This window comes from Streptomyces sp. NBC_00370, from assembly GCF_036084755.1.
Lineage (GTDB): Bacteria > Actinomycetota > Actinomycetes > Streptomycetales > Streptomycetaceae > Streptomyces.
Window position 1 is genome coordinate 7,174,759 of the sequence record NZ_CP107968.1, and the last position, 23,197, is coordinate 7,197,955.

Here is a 23,197-nt window from a genome sequence, read left to right on the forward strand (position 1 = left end):
AAGCTCGGATCTGACAGCATCAGGTGCTGTCAGCCCGGTCCGAACGCCCAGGGGCCCGGCCGCCGTGCCCGTGCCCGATCAGCTGCGCTTCTCGAACACGGAAGTTTCCACTTGTGAGTGACACAACCCATGACGGTGCGACCATGACGAGCGCGCCGCCGTCTCCCGACGACGGTCTGCCCCCCGAGGCGCTGGCCGCCAAGTACGGGCTGTCGGTCAGCGGCGCCCGGCCGGGACTCGCAGAGTACGCCCGCAAGCTGTGGGGCAGGCGGCATTTCATCTTCGCCTTCTCCAGCGCGAAGCTGACCGCCCAGTACAGCCAGGCGAAGCTCGGACAGCTGTGGCAGGTGGCGACCCCGCTGCTCAACGCCATCGTCTACTACCTGATCTTCGGCCTGATCCTGGGCACCAAGCGGGGCATTCCGCAGGAGGTGTTCATCCCCTTCCTGGTGACCGGGGTGTTCGTCTTCAACTTCACCACCAGCTCGGTGACGGCGGGGGTACGCGCCATCTCCGGGAACCTGGGACTGGTGCGCGCGCTGCACTTCCCGCGCGCCGCGCTGCCGATCTCGTTCGCGCTCCAGCAGCTCCAGCAGTTGCTGTACTCGATGATCGTGCTCGTCGTCATCACCTGCGCCTTCGGCAGCTACCCCTCGCCGCGCTGGCTGCTGGTCGTGCCCGCGCTGACGTTCCAGTTCGTCTTCAACACGGGGCTCGCGCTGATCCTGGCCAGGATGGGCAGCAAGACACCCGACCTCGCGCAGCTCATGCCGTTCGTCATGCGCACGTGGATGTACTCGTCCGGCGTGATGTTCTCCATCCCGGTGATGCTCAAGGGCAAGCCGAGCTGGATCGCCGACGTACTGCAGTACAACCCGGCCGCGGTGTACATGGACCTCGTCCGGTACGCGATGATCAACGGCTACGGATCGAGCAACCTGCCCGCACACGTCTGGGCCATCGCGCTGGTCTGGGCGCTCGTCGTGGGCGTCTTCGGTTTTGTGTTCTTCTGGAAGGCTGAGGAGCAGTATGGGCGTGGCTGATGTCAACGTGAAGGGGCGCGTCCCCACCGTCATCGCCGACGACGTGCACATCGTGTACCGGGTCAACGGCGGTGGCGGCGGCCGGGGGTCGGCGACCGCAGCGCTGAACCGGATCGTGCGCAGGGACAAGGGCGAGTCGCGCGGGATCCGCAAGGTGCACGCCGTACGGGGCGTCACCTTCACCGCTTACCGGGGCGAGGCCATCGGCCTGATCGGCACCAACGGCTCGGGCAAGTCGACCCTGCTGCGCGCCATCGCGGGACTGCTGCCGCCGGAGAGCGGCAAGGTCTACACCGACGGCCAGCCCTCACTGCTGGGCGTGAACGCCGCCCTGATGAGTGATCTGACCGGTGAACGCAATGTGGTGCTCGGCGGTTTGGCCATGGGCATGTCGCGGGAGGAGGTGCGGGAGCGTTACGACGGAATTGTCGAGTTCTCCGGCATCAACGAGAAGGGCGACTTCATCACGCTCCCGATGCGCACCTACTCGTCCGGTATGGCGGCCCGGCTGAGGTTCTCCATCGCCGCGGCCAAGAACCATGACGTGCTGATGATCGACGAGGCACTGGCAACCGGCGACAGCAAGTTCCGGATCCGCTCCGAGGCGCGCATCCGCGAACTGCGCGAAGAGGCGGGCACGGTCTTTCTGGTCAGCCACAGCAACAAGTCCATCAGGGACACCTGCGACCGGGTGCTCTGGCTGGAGAAGGGCGAGCTGCTGATGGACGGACCCACCGACGAGGTGCTCAAGGCGTACGAGAAGGAGACCGGCAAGTAGCCGCTCCCACCCAGCTCCGACCAGGGCCTCCGCCGGGATCGTTCCGGCGGGGGCCCTGGTCGTGCTCGTCAAGAACGGGTCAAGTCATGCGGTGCCGGGGAAGGTTGGTGCGTATTGCAGCGTTCTTGTAATGCGCGCAACACCCCGGCGTGGTCGTCCGCGTTGTACAACGTAAGCTGAGCTGGTTCTGAATTCGCGGCAAGTGGGGTGATACACCCTGGCCATTCCGCCTGCCCGAAGGCGTTTACTCGGACAAGCGGGCGGCGTGTCCGAAATGGGATGTATTAGGTCGGCAGTGTAGAACGGGAGATGTGACGGCAATGACGGAAAATCTCCAGCGCCACGAGGATTATTCCGTCCCCGTACCGGGAAGCTCGCAGTGACGGGCGCTCCGCAGGTGCGCCCTGACGCCTCGTCGCGCAGCACATTGGACAAGGCCACGGAAGAGAACTTCCCCGTAGCCCCGTTCTTCCTGCCCCGCGCCTGGCGGGGCGATCTGATGGCGGTTTACGGATTCGCGCGGCTCGTGGACGACATCGGCGACGGCGATCTGGCCCCCGGCGGCGCGGACGCGCGCCATCTCGGGGTGGCCGAGGCGCAGGCCGACGACCGGCTCGTCATGCTCGACGCCTTCGAGGCCGACCTCCGACGGGTGTTCGCGTCCGGCGGGCCGGAACCCGGCCATCCGCTGCTGCGGGCCCTGGTGCCCACCGTGCGGCGCAGGTCGCTCAGTCTCGACCCGTTCCTCGGGCTGATCGCCGCCAACCGCCAGGACCAACTGGTGGGGAGGTACGAGACGTACGACGACCTCCTCGCCTACTGCGAGCTGTCCGCCAACCCCGTCGGCCGGCTCGTCCTGGAGATCACCGGGACGGCGACCCCCGAGCGGATCCGCCGCTCCGACGCGGTCTGCACGGCGCTGCAGATCGTCGAACACCTGCAGGACGTGGCCGAGGACCTGGGCCGCGACCGCGTCTATCTGCCGGCCGCCGACATGAAACGGTTCCATGTCACCGAGGCGGACCTGGCCGAGGCTTCGGGGAACGCGTCGGTGCGCACCCTGATCGCCTACGAAGCCGAACGGGCCGGCACCCTGCTGAATGAAGGCACCCCGTTGGTGGGTAGCGTCCACGGCAGGCTCCAGCTGCTGCTCGCCGGATTTGTGGCCGGAGGGCGCGCCGCCCTCGCTTCGATCGCGGCCGCCGGGCACGATGTGCTCCCCGGACCGCCCAAACCCACCAAGCCGCGTCTGCTGCGCGAAGTGGGAGCTGTCTTGCGAAGAGCGCACAGAGAGGGGTGAGCCGGAACGTGGAGGGACAGACACCCATGTCCGCGCCGGTACAGGCGGCCTACAGCTACTGCGAGGCTGTGACCGGGCAGCAGGCCCGGAATTTCGCCTACGGCATCAGGCTGCTGCCGCTGGAGAAGCGGCAAGCCATGTCCGCGTTGTACGCGCTCTCCCGGCGGGTCGACGACATCGGTGACGGGACGCTCCCCGCCGATGCCAAACACGCCCGCCTCGAAGAGACGCGCGGGCTGCTGACCAGGATCAGGGAAGGCGCCGTCGACGAGGACGACACGGACCCCGTCGCCGTCGCGCTCGCCGACGCGGCGCGCCGCTTCCCGATCCCGATCGAAGGGCTCGACGAGCTCATCGACGGTGTCCTGATGGACGTGCGCGGCGAGACGTACGAGACGTGGGACGACCTCAAGAACTACTGCCGGTGTGTCGCCGGTGCGATCGGCCGGCTCTCGCTCGGCGTGTTCGGCACCGGAGCAGGCGTACCGGGCGCCGAGCGTGCCGCCGAGTACGCCGACACGCTGGGGCTCGCGCTCCAGTTGACCAACATCCTCCGGGACGTACGGGAGGACGCGGGCAACGGGCGTACGTACCTGCCTGCCGACGACCTCGCCAAGTTCGGCTGCTCCGTGGGGTTCCACAGCGCGACCCCGCCGGCCGGCTCCGACTTCGCCGGACTCGTGCACTTCGAGGTGCGCCGCGCCCGCGCGCTGTTCGCCGAGGGCTACCGGCTGCTGCCGATGCTCGACCGGCGCAGCGGCGCCTGCGTCGCGGCCATGGCGGGCATCTACCGCCGCCTCCTCGACCGCATCGAACGTGATCCCGAGGCGGTTCTGCGGGGCAGGGTCTCACTACCGGGGCGTGAGAAGGCGTATGTTGCCGTGCGCGGGCTTTCCGGTCTCGATGCCCGCCATGTCTCCAGGCAGACCATCAGGAGGCGCGGCTGATGCGGCAGATCGCCGAAGTCGCCTCCCGCGCCCTGACAACCCCGCACAAGGAAAGCGCGTCCCTGACTGCGACAGTCCGAGGGGAGCGCGCATGACAACGGCCGAGGCCACACCGTCCGGTTCCGGCCACGCCGTTGTGATCGGCGGCGGACTCGCGGGAATCACGGCGGCGCTGCAGCTGGCCGACGCCGGAGTGCGGGTGACGCTGGTCGAGGGACGCCCCAGGCTCGGCGGTCTCGCCTTCTCCTTCCGGCGCGGCGAACTGACCGTCGACAACGGCCAGCACGTGTACCTGCGCTGCTGCACCGCGTACCGCTGGTTCCTCGACCGGGTCGACGGCGCGGGCCTCGCACCGCTGCAGGACCGGCTCGACGTACCGGTGCTCGACGTCGGGCGCCCCGAGCCGAGACTCGGCCGGCTGCGGCGCAACGCGCTGCCCGTACCGCTGCACCTCGCCGCAGGGCTCGCCCGCTACCCGCACCTGTCCCTCGCCGAACGGGCCTCCGTCGGCCGCGCCGCCCTCGCGCTCAAGGCTCTCGACCTCGCCGATCCCGCCCTGGACGACACCGACTTCGGGAGCTGGCTCGGCCGGCACGGACAGTCGCAGCGCACCGTCGAGGCGCTGTGGGACCTGGTCGGTGTGGCCACCCTCAACGCCACGGCCCCGCACTCCTCGCTGGCGCTCGCGGCGATGGTCTTCAAGACCGGCCTGCTCTCCGAACCCGGCGCGGCCGACATCGGCTGGGCACGGGTCCCGCTCGGCGAACTGCACGACAAGCTGGCCCGCAAGGCACTCGACTCGGCCGGGGTACGCACCGAACTGCGCACCCGTGTCAACGCCGTCACCCGTGCCACCGACGGCGGCTGGTACGTCGACACCGACGGCGAACGGCTCGAAGCCGCAACGGTCGTCCTCGCGATGGCGCAGCGTGAGACACACGCACTGCTCCCCGAAGGCGCCCTCGACCGGCCAGGGGACCTGCTCGACATCGGCACGGCGCCGATCCTCAACGTCCATGTGGTCTACGACCGCAAGGTGCTCCGCCGCCCCTTCTTCGCCGCGCTCGGCTCGCCCGTCCAGTGGGTCTTCGACCGCACGGACGCCTCGGGTCTGACCGACGGCCAGTACCTCGCCGTGTCCCAGTCGGCGGCCCAGGACGAGATCGACACACCGGTCTCCGAGCTGCGCGCCCGCTACCTTCCCGAGCTGGAGCGGCTGCTGCCCGCCGCGCGCGGCGCCGAGGTGCGGGACTTCTTCGTCACCCGGGAGCGGACGGCGACCTTCGCCCCCACGCCCGGGGTGGGCCGGCTGCGGCCAGCGGCCCGAACCAACGCGCCCGGCCTCTTCCTGGCCGGTGCGTGGACCGCCACCGGCTGGCCCGCGACCATGGAGGGCGCCGTGCGCAGCGGCTTCAGCGCTGCCGGCGCCGCCCTCTCCGAGCTCGGCCACCCCCATGAACATCCGCTGGAGGAGGCGGCATGAGCCTGAGTACTGCACCGACGAGTACTGGAACAAGAGGAGAGACCGTGCCGACTGTGCCCCCGGCCGATCCGGCTGTCGACACCGCGGACGTCTTCGCGCTCCTGGAGCGGGGACGTGCGCTTGCCACCCCGGTGCTGCGCGCCGCCGTCGACCGGCTCGCCCCGCCCATGGACACCGTCGCCGCCTACCACTTCGGCTGGATCGACGCCGAGGGCAGGCCCGCCGACGGCGACGGCGGCAAGGCCGTACGCCCGGCGCTCGCGCTGATCTCCGCCGAGGCGGCGGGCGCGTCACCCGAGACGGGTGTGCCCGGCGCCGTCGCCGTGGAACTCGTCCACAACTTCTCGCTGCTGCACGACGACCTGATGGACGGTGACGAGCAGCGCAGGCACCGCGACACGGTGTGGAAGGTGCACGGCCCCGCCCAGGCGATCCTCGTCGGCGACGCGCTGTTCGCCCTCGCCAACGAGGTGCTGCTGGAGCTCGGCACGGCCGAGGCAGGCCGCGCGACACGCCGTCTCACCGCCGCCACCCGCAAGCTGATCGACGGTCAGGCGCAGGACATCTCGTACGAGCACCGCGAGCGCGTCACCGTCGAGGAATGCCTGCTGATGGAGGGCAACAAGACCGGCGCCCTGCTGGCCTGCGCCGTCTCCATCGGCGCCGTGCTCGGCGGCGCCGACGACAGGACCGCCGACACACTGGAGTCCTTCGGCCACCATCTCGGCCTGGCCTTCCAGGCGGTGGACGATCTGCTCGGCATCTGGGGCGATCCGGACGCCACCGGCAAGCAGACCTGGAGCGACCTGCGGCAGCGCAAGAAGTCACTGCCGGTGGTCGCCGCGCTCGCCGCGGGCGGGCCCGCTTCGGAGCGGCTGGCCGAACTGCTGGCCGCCGACGCGAAAAGCAATGATTTCGAGACCTTCTCCGAGGAAGAATTCGCCACCAGGGCAGCGCTGATCGAAGAGGCGGGCGGCCGGGAGTGGACCTCTCAGGAAGCCCGCAGACAGCACGCCACCGCCATCGAAACGCTGGCGGCCGTGGACATGCCGGAACAGGTCAGGGCGCAGCTCGTCGCGCTCGCCGACTTCGTCGTCGTACGAAAGAGATGATCAGAATTCCCATACACGCCTCTTCTGGGGGATAGCCCCAACAGTCGCCGTCCACCGCCCGTCGGGCACCGGACGACGGAGACCCCAGCACAGCAGAAGCACCACTGCACGAAGGGGAAGCCATGACAGCGACGACCGACGGAAGCACCGGGGCTATGGGACCCCGCGCAGCCTCGGCCAACCGACCGACCGATACCACCATCGCCGCGGCCGGAGACCTTTTGGTGGCCGCAGAGCGGGCCACCGCACGATCGGTCGAGTACCTGCTCGGCCAGCAGGACGCCGAGGGCTGGTGGAAGGGCGACCTGGCCACCAATGTGACGATGGACGCGGAAGACCTGCTGCTCCGTCAGTTCCTCGGTATCCAGGACGCCGGCACCACCGAGGCGTCCGCACTCTTCATCCGCGGCGAACAGCGCGCCGACGGCACCTGGGCCACCTTCTACGGCGGTCCCGGTGAGCTGTCCACCACCATCGAGGCGTACGTCGCCCTGCGGCTGGCGGGCGACAAGCCCGATGAGCCGCACATGGCGCGCGCCTCCGCCTGGGTACGGGAGCGGGGCGGCATCGCCGAGAGCCGGGTCTTCACCCGGATCTGGCTCGCCCTGTTCGGCTGGTGGAAGTGGGACGACCTCCCCGTCATGCCGCCCGAGCTGATCTTCTTTCCCAAGTGGTTCCCGCTCAACATCTACGACTTCGGCTGCTGGGCCCGGCAGACCATCGTGCCGCTGACCATCGTCTCGGCGAAACGTCCCGTCCGGCCCGCTCCCTTCGCCCTGGACGAGCTGCACAGCGATGTGCGCCGGCCCAACCCGAGCAAGCCGATCGCGCCGCTCGCCAGTTGGGACGGTGTGTTCCAGCGCCTCGACAAGGGCCTGCACGCCTACCACAAGCTCGCCCCGCGCAGTGTGCGGCGTACCGCGATGAACGCGGCGGCGCGCTGGATCATCGAGCGGCAGGAGAACGACGGCTGCTGGGGCGGTATCCAGCCGCCGGCCGTCTACTCGGTGATCGCGCTGCATCTGCTCGGCTACGACATCGACCACCCCGTGATGCGTGCCGGACTCGAATCGCTCGACCGGTTCGCCGTGCGGCGCGAGGACGGCGCCCGGATGATCGAGGCGTGCCAGTCACCGGTCTGGGACACCTGTCTCGCCACGATCGCGCTCGCCGACGCGGGCCTGAGTCCGGACCACCCGGCGCTGGTCAAGGCCGCCGACTGGATGATGAACGAGGAGATCGCGCGGCCGGGCGACTGGTCCGTGCGCAGGCCGGCCCTGACACCGGGCGGCTGGGCGTTCGAGTTCCACAACGACAACTACCCCGACATCGACGACACCGCCGAGGTCATCCTGGCGCTGCGCCGCGTCAAACACCCCGTGCCCGCACGGCTCGACGCCTCCGTCGAGCGCGGCGCCCGGTGGACGATGGGCATGCAGTCACGCAACGGCGCGTGGGCCGCCTTCGACGCCGACAACACCAGCCCGTTCCCCAACAGGCTGCCGTTCTCGGACTTCGGCGAGGTCATCGACCCGCCGTCGGCCGACGTCACGGGACATGTCGTCGAGATGCTGGCCTACGAGGGCAAGGCACACCACCCCGCCACCCGGCGCGGTGTGGAGTGGCTGCTCGCCGAACAGGAGACCAACGGCGCCTGGTTCGGGCGCTGGGGCGTCAACTACGTCTACGGCACGGGCTCCGTGGTGCCGGCGCTGACCGCAGCCGGGCTGCCGGTCTCGCACCCCGCCGTCCGGCGGGCGGTGACCTGGCTCGAATCGGTGCAGAACGACGACGGCGGCTGGGGCGAGGACCTGCGCTCGTACCGCGAGGAGAAGTGGATCGGGCACGGCGCCTCGACCGCCTCACAGACCGCCTGGGCGCTCCTCGCGCTCCTCGCGGCCGGTGAGCAGGAGAGCAAGGCCGTCGAGCGGGGCATCGCCTATCTGGCCGACACCCAGCTGGAGGACGGCTCGTGGGACGAGCCGTACTTCACCGGCACCGGATTCCCGTGGGACTTCTCCATCAACTACCACCTCTACCGGCAGGTGTTCCCCCTCACCGCCCTCGGCCGTTACGTCAACGGGGAACCGTTCGCCGTACACGGCCGCAAGGCGAGCTGATGGGCAGATCCACCGGCCCCGAAGGCCCCGCCGATCCGCTGCTGATCGCCTGCGCGCTGGGCATCGAGCGGTTCGCCCTGCGCGGCAGGCGCGGCGCGGCGGGGCCGGTGACGGTCCTGCGCACCGGGATGGGGCCCGACAATGCCGAGCGTGCGGTGGCACGCACCCTCGGCACCGACCGGAACAGGGACGCCGCGGTCATCGCGTCCGGTTTCTGTGCCGGTCTCACCCCCGGGATGCACCCGGGGGACCTGATTGTCGCCGACGAGACCCGGAGCGCGCACGGCGTCACGCCCTGCACCGGCACCGGACTGCTCGTCGACGCGCTGACCCGGGCCGTGCCCGGCCACACGGTCCACACCGGACCGCTGACCGGGTCGGACCACGTGGTACGCGGCCAGGAACGGGCCGAACTGCGCACCACGGGGGCGATCGCCGTCGACATGGAGTCGGCGGCGACACTCCGAACCGCTCTGAGCGCCGGGCCCCGCCCGGTCGCGGCCGTACGTGTGGTCGTGGACGCTCCGGAGCACGAGCTTGTCCGTATCGGCACCGTACGCGGCGGCACCACAGCCTTCCGCGTACTGCGTGCCGTCCTTCCGGCCTTTTACGAATGGCACCGTTCTTCGCTGCTCCCCAGGAGGTGAGCCAGATGGCCATGCCGCTCCGCCAGACCATCAAAATCGGAACCTATCTCGTCGAACAGAAGATTCGCAGGCGCGAGAAGTTTCCGCTCATTGTCGAACTTGAACCCCTGTTCGCCTGCAATCTCAAATGTGAGGGCTGCGGCAAGATCCAGCACCCCGCCGGTGTGCTGAAGCAGCGCATGCCCGTTGCCCAAGCCGTCGGTGCCGTGCTGGAGTCCGGCGCCCCGATGGTGTCCATCGCCGGCGGCGAGCCGCTGATGCACCCTCAGATCGACGAGATCGTGCGGCAGTTGGTGGCCAGGAAGAAGTACGTCTTCCTGTGCACCAACGCCATGTTGCTCCGTAAGAAGATGGACAAGTTCACCCCCTCGCCCTACTTCGCCTTCACCGTCCACATCGACGGCATGCGCGAGCGGCACGACGAGTCGGTCGCCAAGGAAGGCGTCTTCGACGAGGCGGTCGAGGCCATCAAGGAAGCCAAGCGGCGCGGCTTCCGGGTGACCACCAACTCGACGTTCTTCAACACGGACACCCCGCAGAACATCATCGAGGTGCTCAACTACCTCAACGACGAGCTGCAGGTGGACGAGATGATGCTCTCGCCCGCCTACGCCTACGAGAAGGCCCCCGACCAGGAGCACTTCCTGGGTGTCGAGCAGACGCGGGAGCTGTTCAAGAAGGCGTTCGGCGGTGGCAACCGGCGCAAGTGGCGGCTCAACCACTCGCCGCTCTTCCTGGACTTCCTCGAAGGCAAGGCCGACTTCCCCTGCACGGCGTGGGCCATTCCCAACTACTCGCTCTTCGGCTGGCAGCGCCCCTGCTACCTGATGGCCGACGGTTACGTCCCGACGTACCAGAAGCTCATCGACGAGACCGACTGGAGCAAGTACGGCCGGGGCAAGGACGACCGGTGCGCCAACTGCATGGCCCACTGCGGCTACGAGCCGACCGCCGTCCTCGCCACCATGGGCTCGCTCAAGGAGACCATCCGCGCGGCGCGCGAGACGGTCGCCGGAACGCGCTGACGAAGCCGTGACCGCCGGTCCGGGCAGCGGCGCCGTGGCACATGCCGTGGCGCCGCCTGTCCGGACCGGCGGCGGGCGGTGGGGACCCGCCGTCACCGTGAGCTGATCAGAAACGGAGAGGGGGCCCGAGCGTGACGATCCTGGAGAACATCCGGGGGCCGCACGACCTCAAGGCGCTGGCGACAAGTGAACTCGGTGAACTCGCCGAGGACATCAGGCAATTCCTGGTCCGGGCAGTGGCCAGAACCGGCGGACATCTCGGGCCCAACCTCGGCGTGGTGGAATTGACCATCGCCCTGCACCGGGTCTTCGACTCGCCCGTCGACCGCGTCCTGTGGGACACCGGGCACCAGAGCTACGTCCACAAACTCCTCACCGGGCGGCAGGACTTCTCCAAGCTGCGGGCGAAGGGCGGCCTCTCCGGCTACCCCTCACGCGCCGAGTCCCCGCACGACGTCATCGAGAACTCCCACGCGTCGACCGTGCTCGGCTGGGCCGACGGCCTCGCCAAGGCCCGGGACGTACGCGGCACGGACCACCATGTCGTCGCCGTCACCGGCGACGGGGCGCTCACCGGCGGGATGGCCTGGGAGGCGCTGAACAACATCGCCGCCGCCCCGGACCGCCCCCTGATCATCGTCGTCAACGACAACGAACGCTCCTACGCGCCGACGATAGGCGGCCTCGCCGACCACCTGGCGACGCTGCGCACCACGGACGGCTACGAACGGGCGCTGGCCTGGGGCAAGGAGCGACTGCAGAGCGCCCCCGTGGTGGGCAGACAGCTCTACGAGTCGCTGCACGGCGCCAAGAAGGGGTTCAAGGACACCTTCGCCCCGCAGGGCATGTTCGAGGACCTCGGCCTCAAGTACATCGGCCCGGTCGACGGACACGACGTCGAGGCCGTGGAGTCAGCGCTGGACCGCGCCAAACGGTTCCACGGGCCCGTCCTGGTGCACGTACTGACCGAGAAGGGCCGAGGCTACCCGCCGGCCCTTGAGGACGAGGCCGACCACTTCCACACCGTCGGTGTGATGGACCCACTGACCTGTGAACCGCTCGTGGCACCCGGCGCCCCTTCCTGGACGTCGGTGTTCGGCGACGAGATCGCCGCCATCGGCGCCGAGCGGCCCGACGTCGTCGCCGTCACGGCGGCCATGCTGCACCCCGTGGGACTGACCAAGTTCGCCGAGCGCTTCCCCGAGCGGGTCTGGGACGTGGGCATCGCCGAACAGCACGCGACCGTCTCGGCGGCGGGACTCGCCACCGGCGGACTGCATCCGGTCGTCGCCGTCTACGCCACCTTCCTCAACCGCGCCTTCGACCAGCTGCTGATGGATGTGGCGCTGCACAAGCTCGGTGTCACCTTCGTCCTGGACCGGGCCGGGGTCACCGGGGTCGACGGCCCCTCGCACAACGGCATGTGGGACATGTCGATCCTGCAGTGTGTCCCCGGGATCCGGATCGCGGCACCCCGGGACGCCGACCAGCTCAGGGCCCAACTGCGCGAAGCCGTCGAGGTGGACGACGCGCCGACGGTGCTGCGCTTCCCCAAGGAGTCGGTGGGCGAGCCCGTACCGGCCGTGGGACGGGTGGGCGGTCTTGACGTCCTGCACAGGCCCGACGAAGGGACCGCCGACGTCCTGCTCGTCGCCGTCGGGGTGCTGGCTGCCACCTGTCTGCAGGCGGCGGAGCTGCTCGCCGGAGCGGGCGTGCGCTGCACCGTCGTCGACCCGCGGTGGGTGCGGCCCGTCGACGAACACCTCGCACCGCTCGCTGCCCAGCACCGGCTCGTCGCCGTCGTCGAGGACAACAGCCGTAGCGGCGGGGTCGGTTGGGCGGTCGGACAGTCACTGCGGGACGCCGGGGTTGACGTACCGCTGCGGACGTTCGGCATCCCCGAGCAGTTCCTGGCACACGCCAAACGCGGTGAGGTACTGGCCGAGATCGGACTGACACCGGTGGAGATCGCAGGACGGATCAGTGCCGCCCTGGCACACAAGGAGAGCACGGAATGACCCAGCCCACGGAGGAGCCCAAGGGCTTCGACCTGACGCAGCTCCTCGCCGAGCGCGGCGCCGAGCGCTACGAACTGCACACCAAATACCTCAACCACCAACTCCCGCGCATGCTCCACACGATCGGCTTCGACCGGGTCTACGAGCGGGCCGAGGGCGCCTACTTCTGGGACGCCGAGGGCAACGACTACCTCGACATGCTGGCCGGCTTCGGTGTGATGGGCCTCGGCCGTCATCACCCCGTCGTCCGCAAGGCGCTGCACGACGTGCTCGACGCCTCGCTGGCCGACCTCACCCGCTTCGACTGCCAGCCGCTGCCGGGACTGCTCGCCGAGAAGCTGCTGGCCCACACCCCGCACCTGGACCGGGTGTTCTTCGGCAACAGCGGCACCGAAGCGGTCGAGACCGCGCTGAAGTTCGCCCGCTACGCCACCGGCAAGCCCAGGATCCTCTACGCCTCGCACGCCTTCCACGGACTGACCACGGGATCGCTCTCGGTCAACGGCGAGGCCAGCTTCAAGGACGGCTTCGCGCCGCTGCTGCCCGACACCGCGATCCCGCTCGGTGATCTGGACGCGCTGGAGCGGGAGTTGAAGCGCGGCGATGTGGCCGGCTTCGTCGTGGAGCCGATCCAGGGCAAGGGCGTGCACGAGACACCGCCCGGATTCCTGCTCGGCGCCCAGGAGTTGCTGCGCAAGCACAAGGCGCTGCTGATCGCCGACGAGGTGCAGAGCGGGCTCGGCAGGACCGGCGACTTCTACGCCTACCAGCACGAGGCCGGTGTGGAGCCGGACCTGGTCTGTGTGGCGAAGGCGCTCTCCGGCGGCTACGTACCCGTCGGCGCGACCCTCGGCAAGGACTGGATCTTCAAGAAGGTCTACTCGTCGATGGACCGGGTGCTCGTCCACTCGGCGAGCTTCGGCTCCAACGCGCAGGCCATGGCGGCGGGACTCGCCGTCCTGTCCGTGATGGAGGACGAGCAGATCGTCGCCAACGCCAGGACCACCGGCGATCTGCTCAGGACCCGGCTGGCCGAGCTGGTGCCGCGCTACGAGCTGCTGCACGACGTGCGCGGCCGGGGGCTGATGATCGGCATCGAGTTCGGCCGGCCGAACTCGATCAAGCTGCGGAGCCGCTGGACCATGCTCCAGGCGGCCCGCAAGGGGCTCTTCGCGCAGATGGTCGTCGTACCGCTGCTCCAGAAGCACCGCATCCTCACCCAGGTGTCCGGCGACTTCCTCGAAGTGATCAAGCTGATTCCGCCGCTGACCATCGGTGAGCGTGAGGTGGACCGGTTCGTGGACGCCTTCACCGCCGTCATGGACGACGCGCACGGCGGCGGCGGACTGATGTGGGACTTCGGCAAGACACTGGTGAAGCAGGCGGTCGCCAACCGATAGGCGCGACATTTGCCTCCGAGGCAAGAAATTTGCCTCGGAGGAAAATCCCTGGCGCAATGGAGGCATGACCACACCTCCTGCCGGACGGGCGGCGGACCAGCTGCCCGACGAACTTCCGGGCGTCGCGCCCCGGCTGCGTGAACTGCGCCGCAGCCGGGGGCTCACCCTGGAGGCCGCCGCCCTGCGCGCGGGGCTCTCGGCCGCCCACCTGTCCCGTCTGGAGACCGGCGGCCGGCAGCCGTCACTGCCCATGCTGCTGGCCCTGGCCAGGATCTACGGTACGACGGTCTCCGATCTGCTGGGTGAGATGCCGCCCGAGCGTGACCCGATCGTCCGCGCGGGACGCACCGAGGCCGTCGAGGCCGACGGCTGGACGTACCACCAGGCGGGCGGCTCCGGCCGGGCGATGCAGCCGCTGCGGGTCACCGTGCCGTACGGCGCCCAGGGCGACCTGATCAGGGTGCACCCGGGGGAGGAATGGATCTACGTCCTCGAAGGCCGGCTACGGCTGGGCCTCGGCGACGGTGTCCATGTGCTCGACCCGGGGGACAGCGCGCACTTCGACTCGCTCACCCCGCACCGCATCGCCGCCGCCGGTCCGCCGGGCACCGAGCTGCTGTTCGTCCACACCCTGCTGCAGAGCCCGACCGCCGAGCTGTGTCTCGGCGGCCCGGCCCATCGCCGCTGACCTGCCCGCCCCCGCACGGAAGAAGAGGTCGTCCCATGTCGGAGAATCCCGCAACCGAGCCCGCGCCCAAGCCCGCCCGCAAGGAGTGGACGCTGCCGAAGACCCTCGTCGTGCGGCTCTTCGCCTATCTGGTGGCCGGCCATCTCTTCGCCGGCTTCCTGTACCTGCTCTTCACGGTCGGGAAGTAGGCCGGTCACTGCCGCTGGTACGGCGGTCGCCTCAGGCGTCGCCGTCGGTCAGGAGATTCGCGCGCAGCCGCTCGCGGGTCTCGGGGGCCAGCGACAGGCCCTCGGCCAGATAGCTGTCCGTGGAGCCCCACGTGGTGTCGATGGTCTCGAAGGCGGCGGCCAGATACGCGGCGCGGGCCTCGAACAGCGGACTGAGCAGCTCCATCACCTCGGCGGAGCGCCCGGTCGGTGAGGTGTCGTCGCGGTGCACCAGATACCGCCTGCGCGGGTCGTTGGACTTGAGGTAGTCCTCCTCGATCGCGTCCCTGTCCACCCCGAGGGCCAGCAGGGTCACCGCCATCGTCACCCCGGCCCTGTCCTTGCCCGCGGCGCAGTGCAGCAGCGCGGGGAGGTCGTCGTCGGCGAGGGCGTGCAGGACGCGGCTCAGCTCGGCCGCGCGCTCGACGGGCATCGACCGGTACGAGCCGGTCATCCGCTCGGCGGCCCTGTCCTCCGAGAGGATCGCCCGCAGCTGGTCGAGATCGCCCTGCCGGACCAGCCGCCAGAACTGCGCGCCGTCCGCCGGGTCGCTGAGCGGGATGTTCACGTTCCGCACGCCGGGCAGCTCGATGTCGGGGCCGTCCAGCTTGAGGTCGGCGGAGTTACGGAAGTCGAAGACCGTGTGCAGCCCGAGCGAGGCGAGGAACGCGGCGTCGGCGGCGGCGGCCGACGCGAGATGGCCGCTGCGGAACAGCTTGCCGTGCCGCACCCGCCGTCCGTCGGTCGTCGGCAGCCCGCCGACGTCACGGAAATTGCGTACTCCGGTCAGCTCGGGCTCTGTCGACGGGACGGGTGGCAGCTGCTGTGTCACGGAAGCTCCTCCAGATCTGGCGCCGACCCGGGGGGACGGCGATGTCGGCTTCCGACTTTATGGCATCGGTTCTGACGTGACCTGCCCGTATCGGGTGTCCGTATTGGGAACATTGACCCAACGTGCCCCGAGCGCGGGGGAAATGGGCGCCATGCTGGTGAGCAGGATCATATCGGTGACGGTCCGTGGCGGAGGAGAGAAACGGAATTCCGTGGTCCGGGGGAATTCGAAGATCCGTAATCCACGCAGGGTGACCGGCGCTCCGACGTGTTGTCCGGGCGGCCGTGGGTGAATTCACCGAACGGCTTGTTACCGCCGTCCCCGCTCGCTTACCGTCACCGTCAATCCGAGCGGAACGCCGAATCCTGCCGCCGCCCGGAATTCCCATCCACCCACGTGTGGCAGGAGCGGGGGACCCAGGTAGTACGCCGATTCCGGATGTCCGGACGGCTTGGGGTGAAGTCGCGCGACAAGCGCGGCAGGGCAGCTCCGGCCCTAACCCGACAGCTCACCTCGCAGGCGCAGGAGAGGAAATTCGCCATGCCCGGAAAGGGTAAGCACCGCCGTCCCAAGTCCCGTTCACTCGCCCGTGGATTCGCCGCCGCGGGCGCCGGCGGCGCCGCGCTCGCGATGCCGTTCATCGGCGCCACCGGCGCCCACGCGGCCGAACACGCCGCACCCACCGCGGCGCCCGTGAAGGCGGCCCCGGCGAAGGCAGCGTCGGTCAGGACCGCCCCGGCGAAGGCGGCCACGACGTACTCCGTGGTCCCCGGGGACTATCTGTCCAAGATCGCGGCCAGGGAGCAGGTGAGCGGCGGCTGGCACAAGCTCTACGACGACAACCGCTCGGTCATCGGCTCCGACCCGTCCCTGATCAGGCCCGGTACGAAGCTGACCATCGGCGCGAAGGCACCGGCGGCGGCGGCCCCGAGCGCCGCGGCGAAGACCACCGCCGCCACCGCGACCCCGGCGGCCGCCACGAAGCAGACCGACGGCGGCTACACCCTGCCGGTCGACGGCGCCCCCATCGGCACGCCGTACCACCAGAACGGCGCCATGTGGTCCAGCGGCTACCACACCGGCACCGACTTCGTGGTGCCCACCGGCACCACGGTCAAGGCCGTCGCCGCCGGCACCGTCGTCACGGCGGGCTGGGGCGGCTCGTACGGCAACCAGGTCGTCATCCGGCACAGCGACGGCGACTATTCGCAGTACGGCCACATGTCGTCCCTCAACGTCTCCGCCGGGCAGACCGTCACCGAGGGACAGCAGATCGGTGTCTCCGGCGCGACCGGCAATGTGACAGGCCCGCACCTGCACTTCGAGATCCGCACCGGCCCCGACTACGGCTCGGACATCGACCCGCTGGCCTACCTGCGCGCGCACGGCGTCACGGTCTGAACCGTCCCGCCACGTCGATCAACCGGAATGGCCGCCGTCCGCTTCGTCGCGGGCGGCGGCTATTCCGGCTTTTGCAGAACTTGACCGGTGGCATTTCTCACCACCCGTCAACCCCTCCTTACGGTCGCGTAGGTCACATCCGTAAGAGGAGCATATGGAGACGTGGCAAACGATTCGAGATCAAGAAGACATGACGTCATCGGGTCGTACACCGCGATCGGTGACAGTTTCACCGAAGGTGTAGGAGATCCGGGGCCGGACGGCCGGTACATAGGCTGGGCGGACCGGCTGGCGATCCTGCTCGCCGACCAATTGCCGGTGTGCCACGCACCCGTGGACACGGCCCACGGCGATTTCCGCTACGCCAATCTCGCCGTACGGGGCAGGCTCCTCGACCAGATCGTCGCCGAGCAGATTCCGCGCGCGAAGCAACTCGCCCCGGATCTCGTGACGTTCTGTGCCGGCGGCAACGACATCATCCGGCCGGGCACCGACCCCGACGATGTCGCCGAACGGCTCGAACGCGCCGTCGCCGACCTCGCGGGCGCGGTACCCGCCGTCATGATCACCACCGGGTTCGACACCCGGGGCGTGCCCGTCCTGCGCCATCTGCGCGGCAAGATCGCCACCTACACCGCCCATGTACGGGCCATCGCCGACCGCTACGACTGCCCCGTCCTCGACCTCTGGTCCCTGAGGTCCGTGCAGGACCGGCGCGCCTGGGACGCCGACCGGCTGCATCTGTCCCCCGAGGGCCACACCCGGGTCGCGCTGCGCGCAGCACAGGTGCTCGGCCTCGACGTACCGGCCGACCCGGACCAGCTCTGGCCACCGCAGGCACCGCGCGGCGCCTTCGAGGTGCGGCGCGACGACATCAACTGGGCCAGGGAACACCTGGTGCCCTGGATCGGCAGGCGGCTGCGCGGCGAGTCGTCAGGTGACCATGTCGCCGCGAAGCGGCCCGACCTGCTCCCGCTGGACCACTGAGAGCCCGCCCGGGGGAGACCCGGGCCTGCCGGCCGCGGCGGGGATCCGCTCCAGCACACCGCCGGCGAACACGTCGTACAACGGCAGCGTCTCCAGATGCACATAGCCGATGTGGCAGTCGCACACCGCGAGCGGACAGGCGCGGGGGCGCAGCGCCGCGCGGTACGAACCGTCGTAGAGATTGCCCAGCTCGGCCGGGACGAAGTGGCAGCGCCGTACCGTACCGGCACCGTCCACCGAGATCACGGACTCGCCCGTGCGGCACGGCAGCCCCGCCGACCTGTGCGGATGGCGGCTGTACGGGAACAGCGGGTCGAGGTCCGTCCAGCGGGCGGCCTCCTCGTCGGTGTAGGTGTGCCCCTCGGCCGCGTTGATCCACAGATAGACCTGGCCGGGCAGCGCGGCGCGCAGTCTGCGGGCGTGCTCCAGATGCTCGGGAAGACCCACCACCCCCACACTGAACCGGACGCCCCGCGCCGTCAGCTCCTCGCACTTGGCGAGGAAGCGGTCGTACGGCGTCTGCCCCGGGTGGTACGTGCACCACAGGGCGAGCGTGTCCGGGTCGGCGTCGTCCAGCCAGTCGGCGCGTGCGCTGAGATTGGTCTGGATGGCGACCCGCCGTATGTGCGGCAGCCGGGACAGCTCGGCGAGCGACCTGCGGTACCAGGACCGGACCAGACCCTCGCCCCACGGCGTGAACAGCAGCGACAGCCGGTCCTCCGTCCGCCCGGCGGCCCAGCCGGCGAACCGCTCCAGCGCCGCGCGGTCGGCGCGCAGCTGCTCGCGGCTGTCGCGCCGCTTGGCGAAGGGGCAGTACGGACAGTCGTAGTCGCAGGAGGCCAGCGGGCCCCGGTAGAGGATCGTCAGGTCCACGGCGCCGCTCACTTCGTCTCGTAGGCGGCCATACGCGCGCGCACGGCGGGCGAGAACAGCAGCGGACCCAGCGCGTCGGAGTGCGCGAGACCTTCGGCCGAGAGCCGCAGCAGGCCGGCGCCGGCCTCCGCGTCGAGCCAGCCCCGCTCCGCCGCGAACCGCAGCTCGGCCGGGAAGTCCTCGTCGGGTGCGCTGCCGAACCGCTCCCGGTACTCCGCCGTCGCCATGCCCCGCGCCTGGAGGACCGACTGGAGCAGATGGCGGCGCCGGGCCTCGTCCCCGTCCGGGGCGAGCGCGAAGCCGATCCGGGCGCGGGAGAAGTCCTCGGTCGCCGTGTAGTCGTCGATGATGTTCCTGATCTTCGGCATGTCGACGGCGTAGTCGAAGGAGTAGTGCAGCCGGGAGGTGTACGAGCGGGCGCCGCAGCCGAGGCCGATCATGCCGTCGCTCTGGCAGGCGTAGTCGTCCGCCGCCGGGACGGACGAGCCCGGCCTGCGGAACATCCGCATGGACACCTGCTCGTAGCCCTGTTCCAGCAGGTGGTCACGGCCCTGCCGGTAGAGCCGCAGCCGCTGCGCGTCCCAGGCCGCCTCGTCGTCCCGGGCCGCGGCGTCGTCCCGGGTCTGTGCGGCGCTCTCGCGGCGGGCCAGGCCGGTGCGGGGCCGCACATAGAGCGGATAGAGATACAGCTCCTCCGGGCGCCAGGCCAGCGCGGCGTCCAGCGAGCTGCGCCAGGTGGCCGCCGTCTGGCCCTCGATGCCGTAGATCAGGTCGATGTTGAGCACGGGCACGCCCGTGTCACGTATCCGGCCGAGGGCCGCCTCGACCTCGGCCCTGCGCTGCGGACGGACCGCCGCCCTGGCCTCCGCGTCGACGAAACTCTGCACGCCGATGCTGAGCCGCGTCGTGCCCCGGTCGGCGAGCACCGCCAGCCGGTCGGCGGTCGCGGTGGCCGGTGAGGTCTCCACGGACAGCGGGACGGAGCGCAGGTCGACGCCGGTGCGCTTCTCCGCGATGTCGCACAGCCGGTCCAGTTCGGCCGCGGTGAGGAAGGTGGGGGTGCCGCCGCCGAAAGCCGCCGCCGCGAACCGTACGGGCCTGGCGTCGCCCAGCGCGTCGCGCACGGCGCTGGCCTGCCGGTCGAGGGCGTCGAGATAGCGCGTCGTCAGCTCGTCGGGCGCGCCGACCCGGGTGAACAGGTTGCAGAAGCCGCACCGCACCTCGCAGAACGGGATGTGCAGATAGAGGGAGAGCGCCTCGGTCCGTTCCCCCGCCCACAGTTCACGCAGCGGCGGCAGGTCGGGCAGCTCGCGGTACGCCGTCTTGTGCGGATAGGCGTACACATAACTCTCGTACGGGCGTGCGGTCCTCATCGGGTGTCACCTGGGTTCAGGAAGAAGTGGGCGTACGGCACGGTCCAGACGACCTCGTGGCCCAGCCGGTGGCCGCTCCAGCCGTCGTCGCCGTAGGCGGTGCCGTGATCGGAACAGACGACGGCGAAGCAGCGGCGCCTGCTGCTCATTGCACCGAACAGCCGGCCGGCATGGCGGTCGACGTACTCCAGGGCGGCCGTGTGGGTGGCGAGCGAATCGCCCGCCCCGCGGTCGGCGCCGGGCAGATGGAACCAGTTGGGCTGGTGCAGCGCCGACACATTGACGAAGAGGAACAGCCGCTGCTCCTGCGGCAGTCCGGCGATGACCTCTTCCGCGCGGTCGATCTGCGCCTCGAAGGAGACCGGTGAGGTGACACCGAACTCCGGCTCCCAGTGGCTCTCCTGGAAGAGCCCGGGCAGTACGGAGGCGAGGGGGCCCTTCCGGTTGAAGAAGCCGACCCCGCCGATGCACACCGTGCGGTACCCGACGGCGGCGAGACCGGAGACCAGGTCGGGGGTGTCATGGACGAAGGTCCGCTCGGCGGTCGACTCGCTGCCGTCGAACCGCGCTGCGAACAGCCGCGGATGCGGGCCCTGGGTGGCAGGGGTGGGCAGGAAGCCGGCGAACATCGCCTGGTGCGAGGCGTAGGTGAAGCTGCCGGGCGCGTGCCTGCGCTCCCATCGGCCGCCGGGCAGCCGGGCGGTGAGGTTCGGGGTGCGCCCTGCGGCGGCGCTCGCGGCGGCGACGTCGTAGCGCAGGGTGTCGAGTGTGACGAACAGCAGATCGTCCTGCCCGACGATCTCGTTCATGTCCGGTGTGTGACGGTCAGACGTACGCACGGGCACTCCCGGGAAGTGCGGCGAGCTGCGCCGCGTAGGTGTCGAGCCCCTCGGCTCCGCCGCCGGGCAGCCCGGTGAGCCGGGGCAGCAGATCACCGAACGCGTTGACCTCGCCGACGGCGAACCGGCGCCAGCCGGTGACCGGCAGCAGATCGACGCCCACGCAGTGCGTGCCGGGGAAGCAGGCCGCCGCCCGCTCGCAGAGAGCCAGCGCGCCCGCCCAGCCGTCGCCGCCGGCCGCTTCGGCGGCGGCCCGGGCGGCCACGAGGTCACCGCGGGCGCCGCCGAGGTGCAGATTGGTCATCGGGGAGGCGCTGGTCCTGACGACGGCGTGGGTGGCGCGGCCGGCCACGACCACCACCCGCAGATCCGCCGACCTGCCGTCCTGCGCCGCCTTGGGCAGCCACCGTTCGATGTGCAGACCGTCGGGCGCGAGGGTGTCGACGACGGCGGCGACCTCGCGCTCGCTCGTGTACGTGCGCACCCGCAGCGAGTTGTAGAGCCGCCCCGCGCCGTCCACTTCGACGGAGGTGGTGGCGCGCACCCGCCCGGGGCCCGCCGTCTGGACGGCGAGCACCCCGGAAGCGGACGAGCCGTGGGCGAGTTTCACGAAGGCGCGCCGCAGCCCGGCACCGGCCAGCAGCTCCCGCACGTCGTCCCAGCAGGACACGGGCGCCGCGCTGGGACCTGACGTCGGTGAGGACGGCACGCTCACGCCCGCCCGGTCGAGGACGCCGTGGCACAGCCGCTTGTCGAAGAGGACGGCCAGCTCGGCGGGGTCGTCCAGCAGCCGTGCACCCGCCGTCTCCGCCAGTCGGCCGAGCCGGCGGACCGCAGCGGTGAACGTGTCGTACCAGCGGGCGGAACCCTCGACCCGGGTCGGCTCCACCGCGCCCCGCAGCAGCCGGTCCACCTCGGGGTCCTCGCCGGGCGACTCGATCCGTACCGTCTCGCCGGCCGTGAACGAGCCCCGGCCGCCCAGCACATCGCGCCAGGCCAGCACCCGGGCGGCGGGCAGCCCGGCCGACCGCACGGCGTCCTGGAACAGGCCGACGCGGCGGCTGCCCGGATTGCCCACGACGACCAGGCCGCCCTGCCCGGGACTCACCTGATCACTCACCGACCGCGACGTAGCGCCATTCGGTGCCGTCGTCCTCCGTGTCGGCCTCCGTGGTGTTGGAGACGTCCACCTCGACTCCGGCCTCCCCGAGGGTGCTGACAATGCGCTGCCGCATGATCTCGCCCAGGTAGTTGTGGTTGAGATCGAGCCGCTTGAGGTGGGTGAGCGGCTGACCGCCGAGCAGCGCCTCGGCGCCCTCGTCGCCGAGCGTGCCCATCGACAGGTCGAGCGTCTCCAGATTGGCCACGACGGGCGCGCCCGCCAGCGCGGTGGCGATCTCGTCCTGCAGCTGGCTGTTGCGCAGGCCGAGATGGCGCAGCGCGGGCAGCCGCGCCCCGGACAGGAACGGTGCCAGATCGGCGATTTCCGCGTTCGCGCCGTAGTCGTCGACGCCCAGCCACAGATCCAGCCGCTGCAGCGCGGGGAACTCACTCGCGCCGACGCCCCGCACCACCTCGACGTCCAGGCCGCCCGTCTCGATCGTCAGCGACCGCAACTGCTCGTGCTTGACCGGCGGGAAGCGCAGGTCCGTGCCGCCGCGCACACCGAACTCACGCAGGGCGGGGAACGCGTCGAGCAGCGGGGTCACCAGGGTCTGGTTGATCCACGATATCTCGCACTCGTCGAACGTGATGTCCCCGAGGAACAGGGCCCGCAGCTCGGGCAGTTGCCCGCGCGCCGCCACGACGGCCGCGATCACCTCGTCGGGTCCCGACTCGTACGCGTCGCTCCAGGAACCGATGATGAGCGCCTGGACCTCGGTGGTGTCGACAGTCTCGGTGAAGCGGGCGAACGCCGCCTCCCACGGTTCCTCCGCCTCGTACGAGTCGACGGAGACGCGCCAGGCCACGGCGCCGGGCTCGGGCAGCGGCTCCGTCACACCGCCCCCGGGGAAGTCGAACGCGGGCAGGCCGTAGAGCTCCTGCAGATGGTTCGAGATGGACATGACTGATGCTCCTGACACCGGGCGGCATTGACGGGCCAATGGCGAAGTTGTACCAAGTC

20 protein-coding genes, 1 pseudogene and 1 riboswitch are annotated in these 23,197 nt (G+C 70.3%); of the genes and pseudogenes, 15 read left to right on the forward strand and 6 right to left on the reverse strand.

Going from position 1 to position 23,197, the window contains the following annotated elements; all coding sequences use genetic code 11:
• The first annotated feature begins 113 nt into the window (after positions 1-113).
• The 13 genes and pseudogenes from OHS57_RS31885 to OHS57_RS31945 all read left to right on the forward strand — a co-directional run bounded on the left by OHS57_RS31885 (position 114) and on the right by OHS57_RS31945 (position 14,749).
• Positions 114-1,043, forward strand: a complete 930-nt coding sequence (locus OHS57_RS31885; protein ID WP_041993140.1) for an ABC transporter permease — start codon at positions 114-116, stop codon at positions 1,041-1,043.
• Positions 1,030-1,821 (forward strand): ABC transporter ATP-binding protein, encoded by a 792-nt coding sequence (locus OHS57_RS31890; RefSeq protein ID WP_443043000.1) that lies wholly within the window; start codon positions 1,030-1,032, stop codon positions 1,819-1,821. Before OHS57_RS31885 ends, OHS57_RS31890 begins: the two co-directional genes overlap by 14 nt.
• A 379-nt stretch (positions 1,822-2,200) precedes the next feature.
• A complete protein-coding gene (hpnC, locus tag OHS57_RS31895) occupies positions 2,201-3,121 on the forward strand; it encodes a squalene synthase HpnC (RefSeq protein ID WP_041993143.1) in 921 nt (306 codons plus the stop codon).
• Positions 3,118-4,068, forward strand: coding sequence for a presqualene diphosphate synthase HpnD (gene hpnD, locus OHS57_RS31900; protein WP_198533343.1), 951 nt, complete (start codon positions 3,118-3,120; stop codon positions 4,066-4,068). Before hpnC ends, hpnD begins: the two co-directional genes overlap by 4 nt.
• Before the next feature lie 70 nt (positions 4,069-4,138).
• A pseudogene (hpnE, locus tag OHS57_RS31905) lies at positions 4,139-5,551 on the forward strand (hydroxysqualene dehydroxylase HpnE); the annotation flags it as partial.
• The gene (locus tag OHS57_RS31910; RefSeq protein ID WP_241778686.1) at positions 5,548-6,663 is read left to right on the forward strand and encodes a polyprenyl synthetase family protein; all 1,116 of its coding nucleotides are present in this window, start codon (positions 5,548-5,550) and stop codon (positions 6,661-6,663) included. The pseudogene hpnE and the gene OHS57_RS31910, both read left to right, overlap by 4 nt.
• A 122-nt stretch (positions 6,664-6,785) precedes the next feature.
• A complete protein-coding gene (gene shc, locus OHS57_RS31915) occupies positions 6,786-8,783 on the forward strand; it encodes a squalene--hopene cyclase (RefSeq protein WP_328584149.1) in 1,998 nt (665 codons plus the stop codon).
• A complete protein-coding gene (locus tag OHS57_RS31920; RefSeq protein WP_041993155.1) occupies positions 8,783-9,430 on the forward strand; it encodes a phosphorylase family protein in 648 nt (215 codons plus the stop codon). The genes shc and OHS57_RS31920 overlap by 1 nt, the downstream gene beginning before the upstream one ends.
• 5 nt (positions 9,431-9,435) lie before the next feature.
• On the forward strand, positions 9,436-10,455 hold the full coding sequence (gene hpnH, locus OHS57_RS31925) for an adenosyl-hopene transferase HpnH (RefSeq protein WP_041993158.1): 1,020 nt from the start codon (positions 9,436-9,438) through the stop codon (positions 10,453-10,455).
• A 131-nt stretch (positions 10,456-10,586) separates the two neighbouring features.
• Complete coding sequence (gene dxs / locus OHS57_RS31930; protein WP_328584150.1) at positions 10,587-12,473, forward strand: 1-deoxy-D-xylulose-5-phosphate synthase; 1,887 nt, start codon at positions 10,587-10,589, stop codon at positions 12,471-12,473.
• Positions 12,470-13,873, forward strand: a complete 1,404-nt coding sequence (locus OHS57_RS31935; RefSeq protein WP_041993164.1) for an aspartate aminotransferase family protein — start codon at positions 12,470-12,472, stop codon at positions 13,871-13,873. Before dxs ends, OHS57_RS31935 begins: the two co-directional genes overlap by 4 nt.
• A 64-nt stretch (positions 13,874-13,937) precedes the next feature.
• The gene (locus OHS57_RS31940; RefSeq protein WP_041993167.1) at positions 13,938-14,561 is read left to right on the forward strand and encodes a helix-turn-helix domain-containing protein; all 624 of its coding nucleotides are present in this window, start codon (positions 13,938-13,940) and stop codon (positions 14,559-14,561) included.
• Between the two features lie 35 nt (positions 14,562-14,596).
• The gene (locus OHS57_RS31945; RefSeq protein WP_198533344.1) at positions 14,597-14,749 is read left to right on the forward strand and encodes a DUF6126 family protein; all 153 of its coding nucleotides are present in this window, start codon (positions 14,597-14,599) and stop codon (positions 14,747-14,749) included.
• 31 nt (positions 14,750-14,780) lie between these two features.
• Here the strand turns inward: OHS57_RS31945 and OHS57_RS31950 are convergent, their stop codons facing one another.
• Positions 14,781-15,599, reverse strand: coding sequence for a tyrosine-protein phosphatase (locus tag OHS57_RS31950; protein WP_328584151.1), 819 nt, complete (start codon positions 15,597-15,599; stop codon positions 14,781-14,783).
• Between the two features lie 379 nt (positions 15,600-15,978).
• A riboswitch (cyclic di-AMP (ydaO/yuaA leader) is annotated at positions 15,979-16,136 on the forward strand.
• Between the two features lie 3 nt (positions 16,137-16,139).
• On the opposite strand from OHS57_RS31950, the gene OHS57_RS31955 reads away from it, so the two are divergent.
• Positions 16,140-17,000, forward strand: coding sequence for a M23 family metallopeptidase (locus OHS57_RS31955; protein WP_041993173.1), 861 nt, complete (start codon positions 16,140-16,142; stop codon positions 16,998-17,000).
• 162 nt (positions 17,001-17,162) lie between these two features.
• Entirely contained in the window at positions 17,163-17,987 is an 825-nt protein-coding gene (locus tag OHS57_RS31960) for an SGNH/GDSL hydrolase family protein (protein ID WP_328584152.1), read from the forward strand.
• Here OHS57_RS31960 and OHS57_RS31965 read toward each other — a convergent pair.
• The 5 genes from OHS57_RS31965 to OHS57_RS31985 are packed head-to-tail and all read right to left on the reverse strand — an operon-like array spanning position 17,934 to position 23,138.
• Positions 17,934-18,860 (reverse strand): STM4011 family radical SAM protein, encoded by a 927-nt coding sequence (locus tag OHS57_RS31965; protein WP_328584153.1) that lies wholly within the window; start codon positions 18,858-18,860, stop codon positions 17,934-17,936. The genes OHS57_RS31960 and OHS57_RS31965 overlap by 54 nt on opposite strands.
• A gap of 8 nt (positions 18,861-18,868) precedes the next feature.
• Positions 18,869-20,233 (reverse strand): STM4012 family radical SAM protein, encoded by a 1,365-nt coding sequence (locus tag OHS57_RS31970; RefSeq protein WP_328584154.1) that lies wholly within the window; start codon positions 20,231-20,233, stop codon positions 18,869-18,871.
• Positions 20,230-21,042: an STM4013/SEN3800 family hydrolase gene (locus OHS57_RS31975; RefSeq protein ID WP_328584155.1), complete on the reverse strand. Its 813-nt coding sequence runs from the start codon at positions 21,040-21,042 to the stop codon at positions 20,230-20,232. Before OHS57_RS31975 ends, OHS57_RS31970 begins: the two co-directional genes overlap by 4 nt.
• Before the next feature lie 16 nt (positions 21,043-21,058).
• The gene (locus OHS57_RS31980; protein WP_328584156.1) at positions 21,059-22,192 is read right to left on the reverse strand and encodes an STM4014 family protein; all 1,134 of its coding nucleotides are present in this window, start codon (positions 22,190-22,192) and stop codon (positions 21,059-21,061) included.
• On the reverse strand, positions 22,185-23,138 hold the full coding sequence (locus OHS57_RS31985; protein ID WP_328584157.1) for an STM4015 family protein: 954 nt from the start codon (positions 23,136-23,138) through the stop codon (positions 22,185-22,187). Before OHS57_RS31985 ends, OHS57_RS31980 begins: the two co-directional genes overlap by 8 nt.
• Between the last annotated feature and the right edge of the window lie 59 nt (positions 23,139-23,197).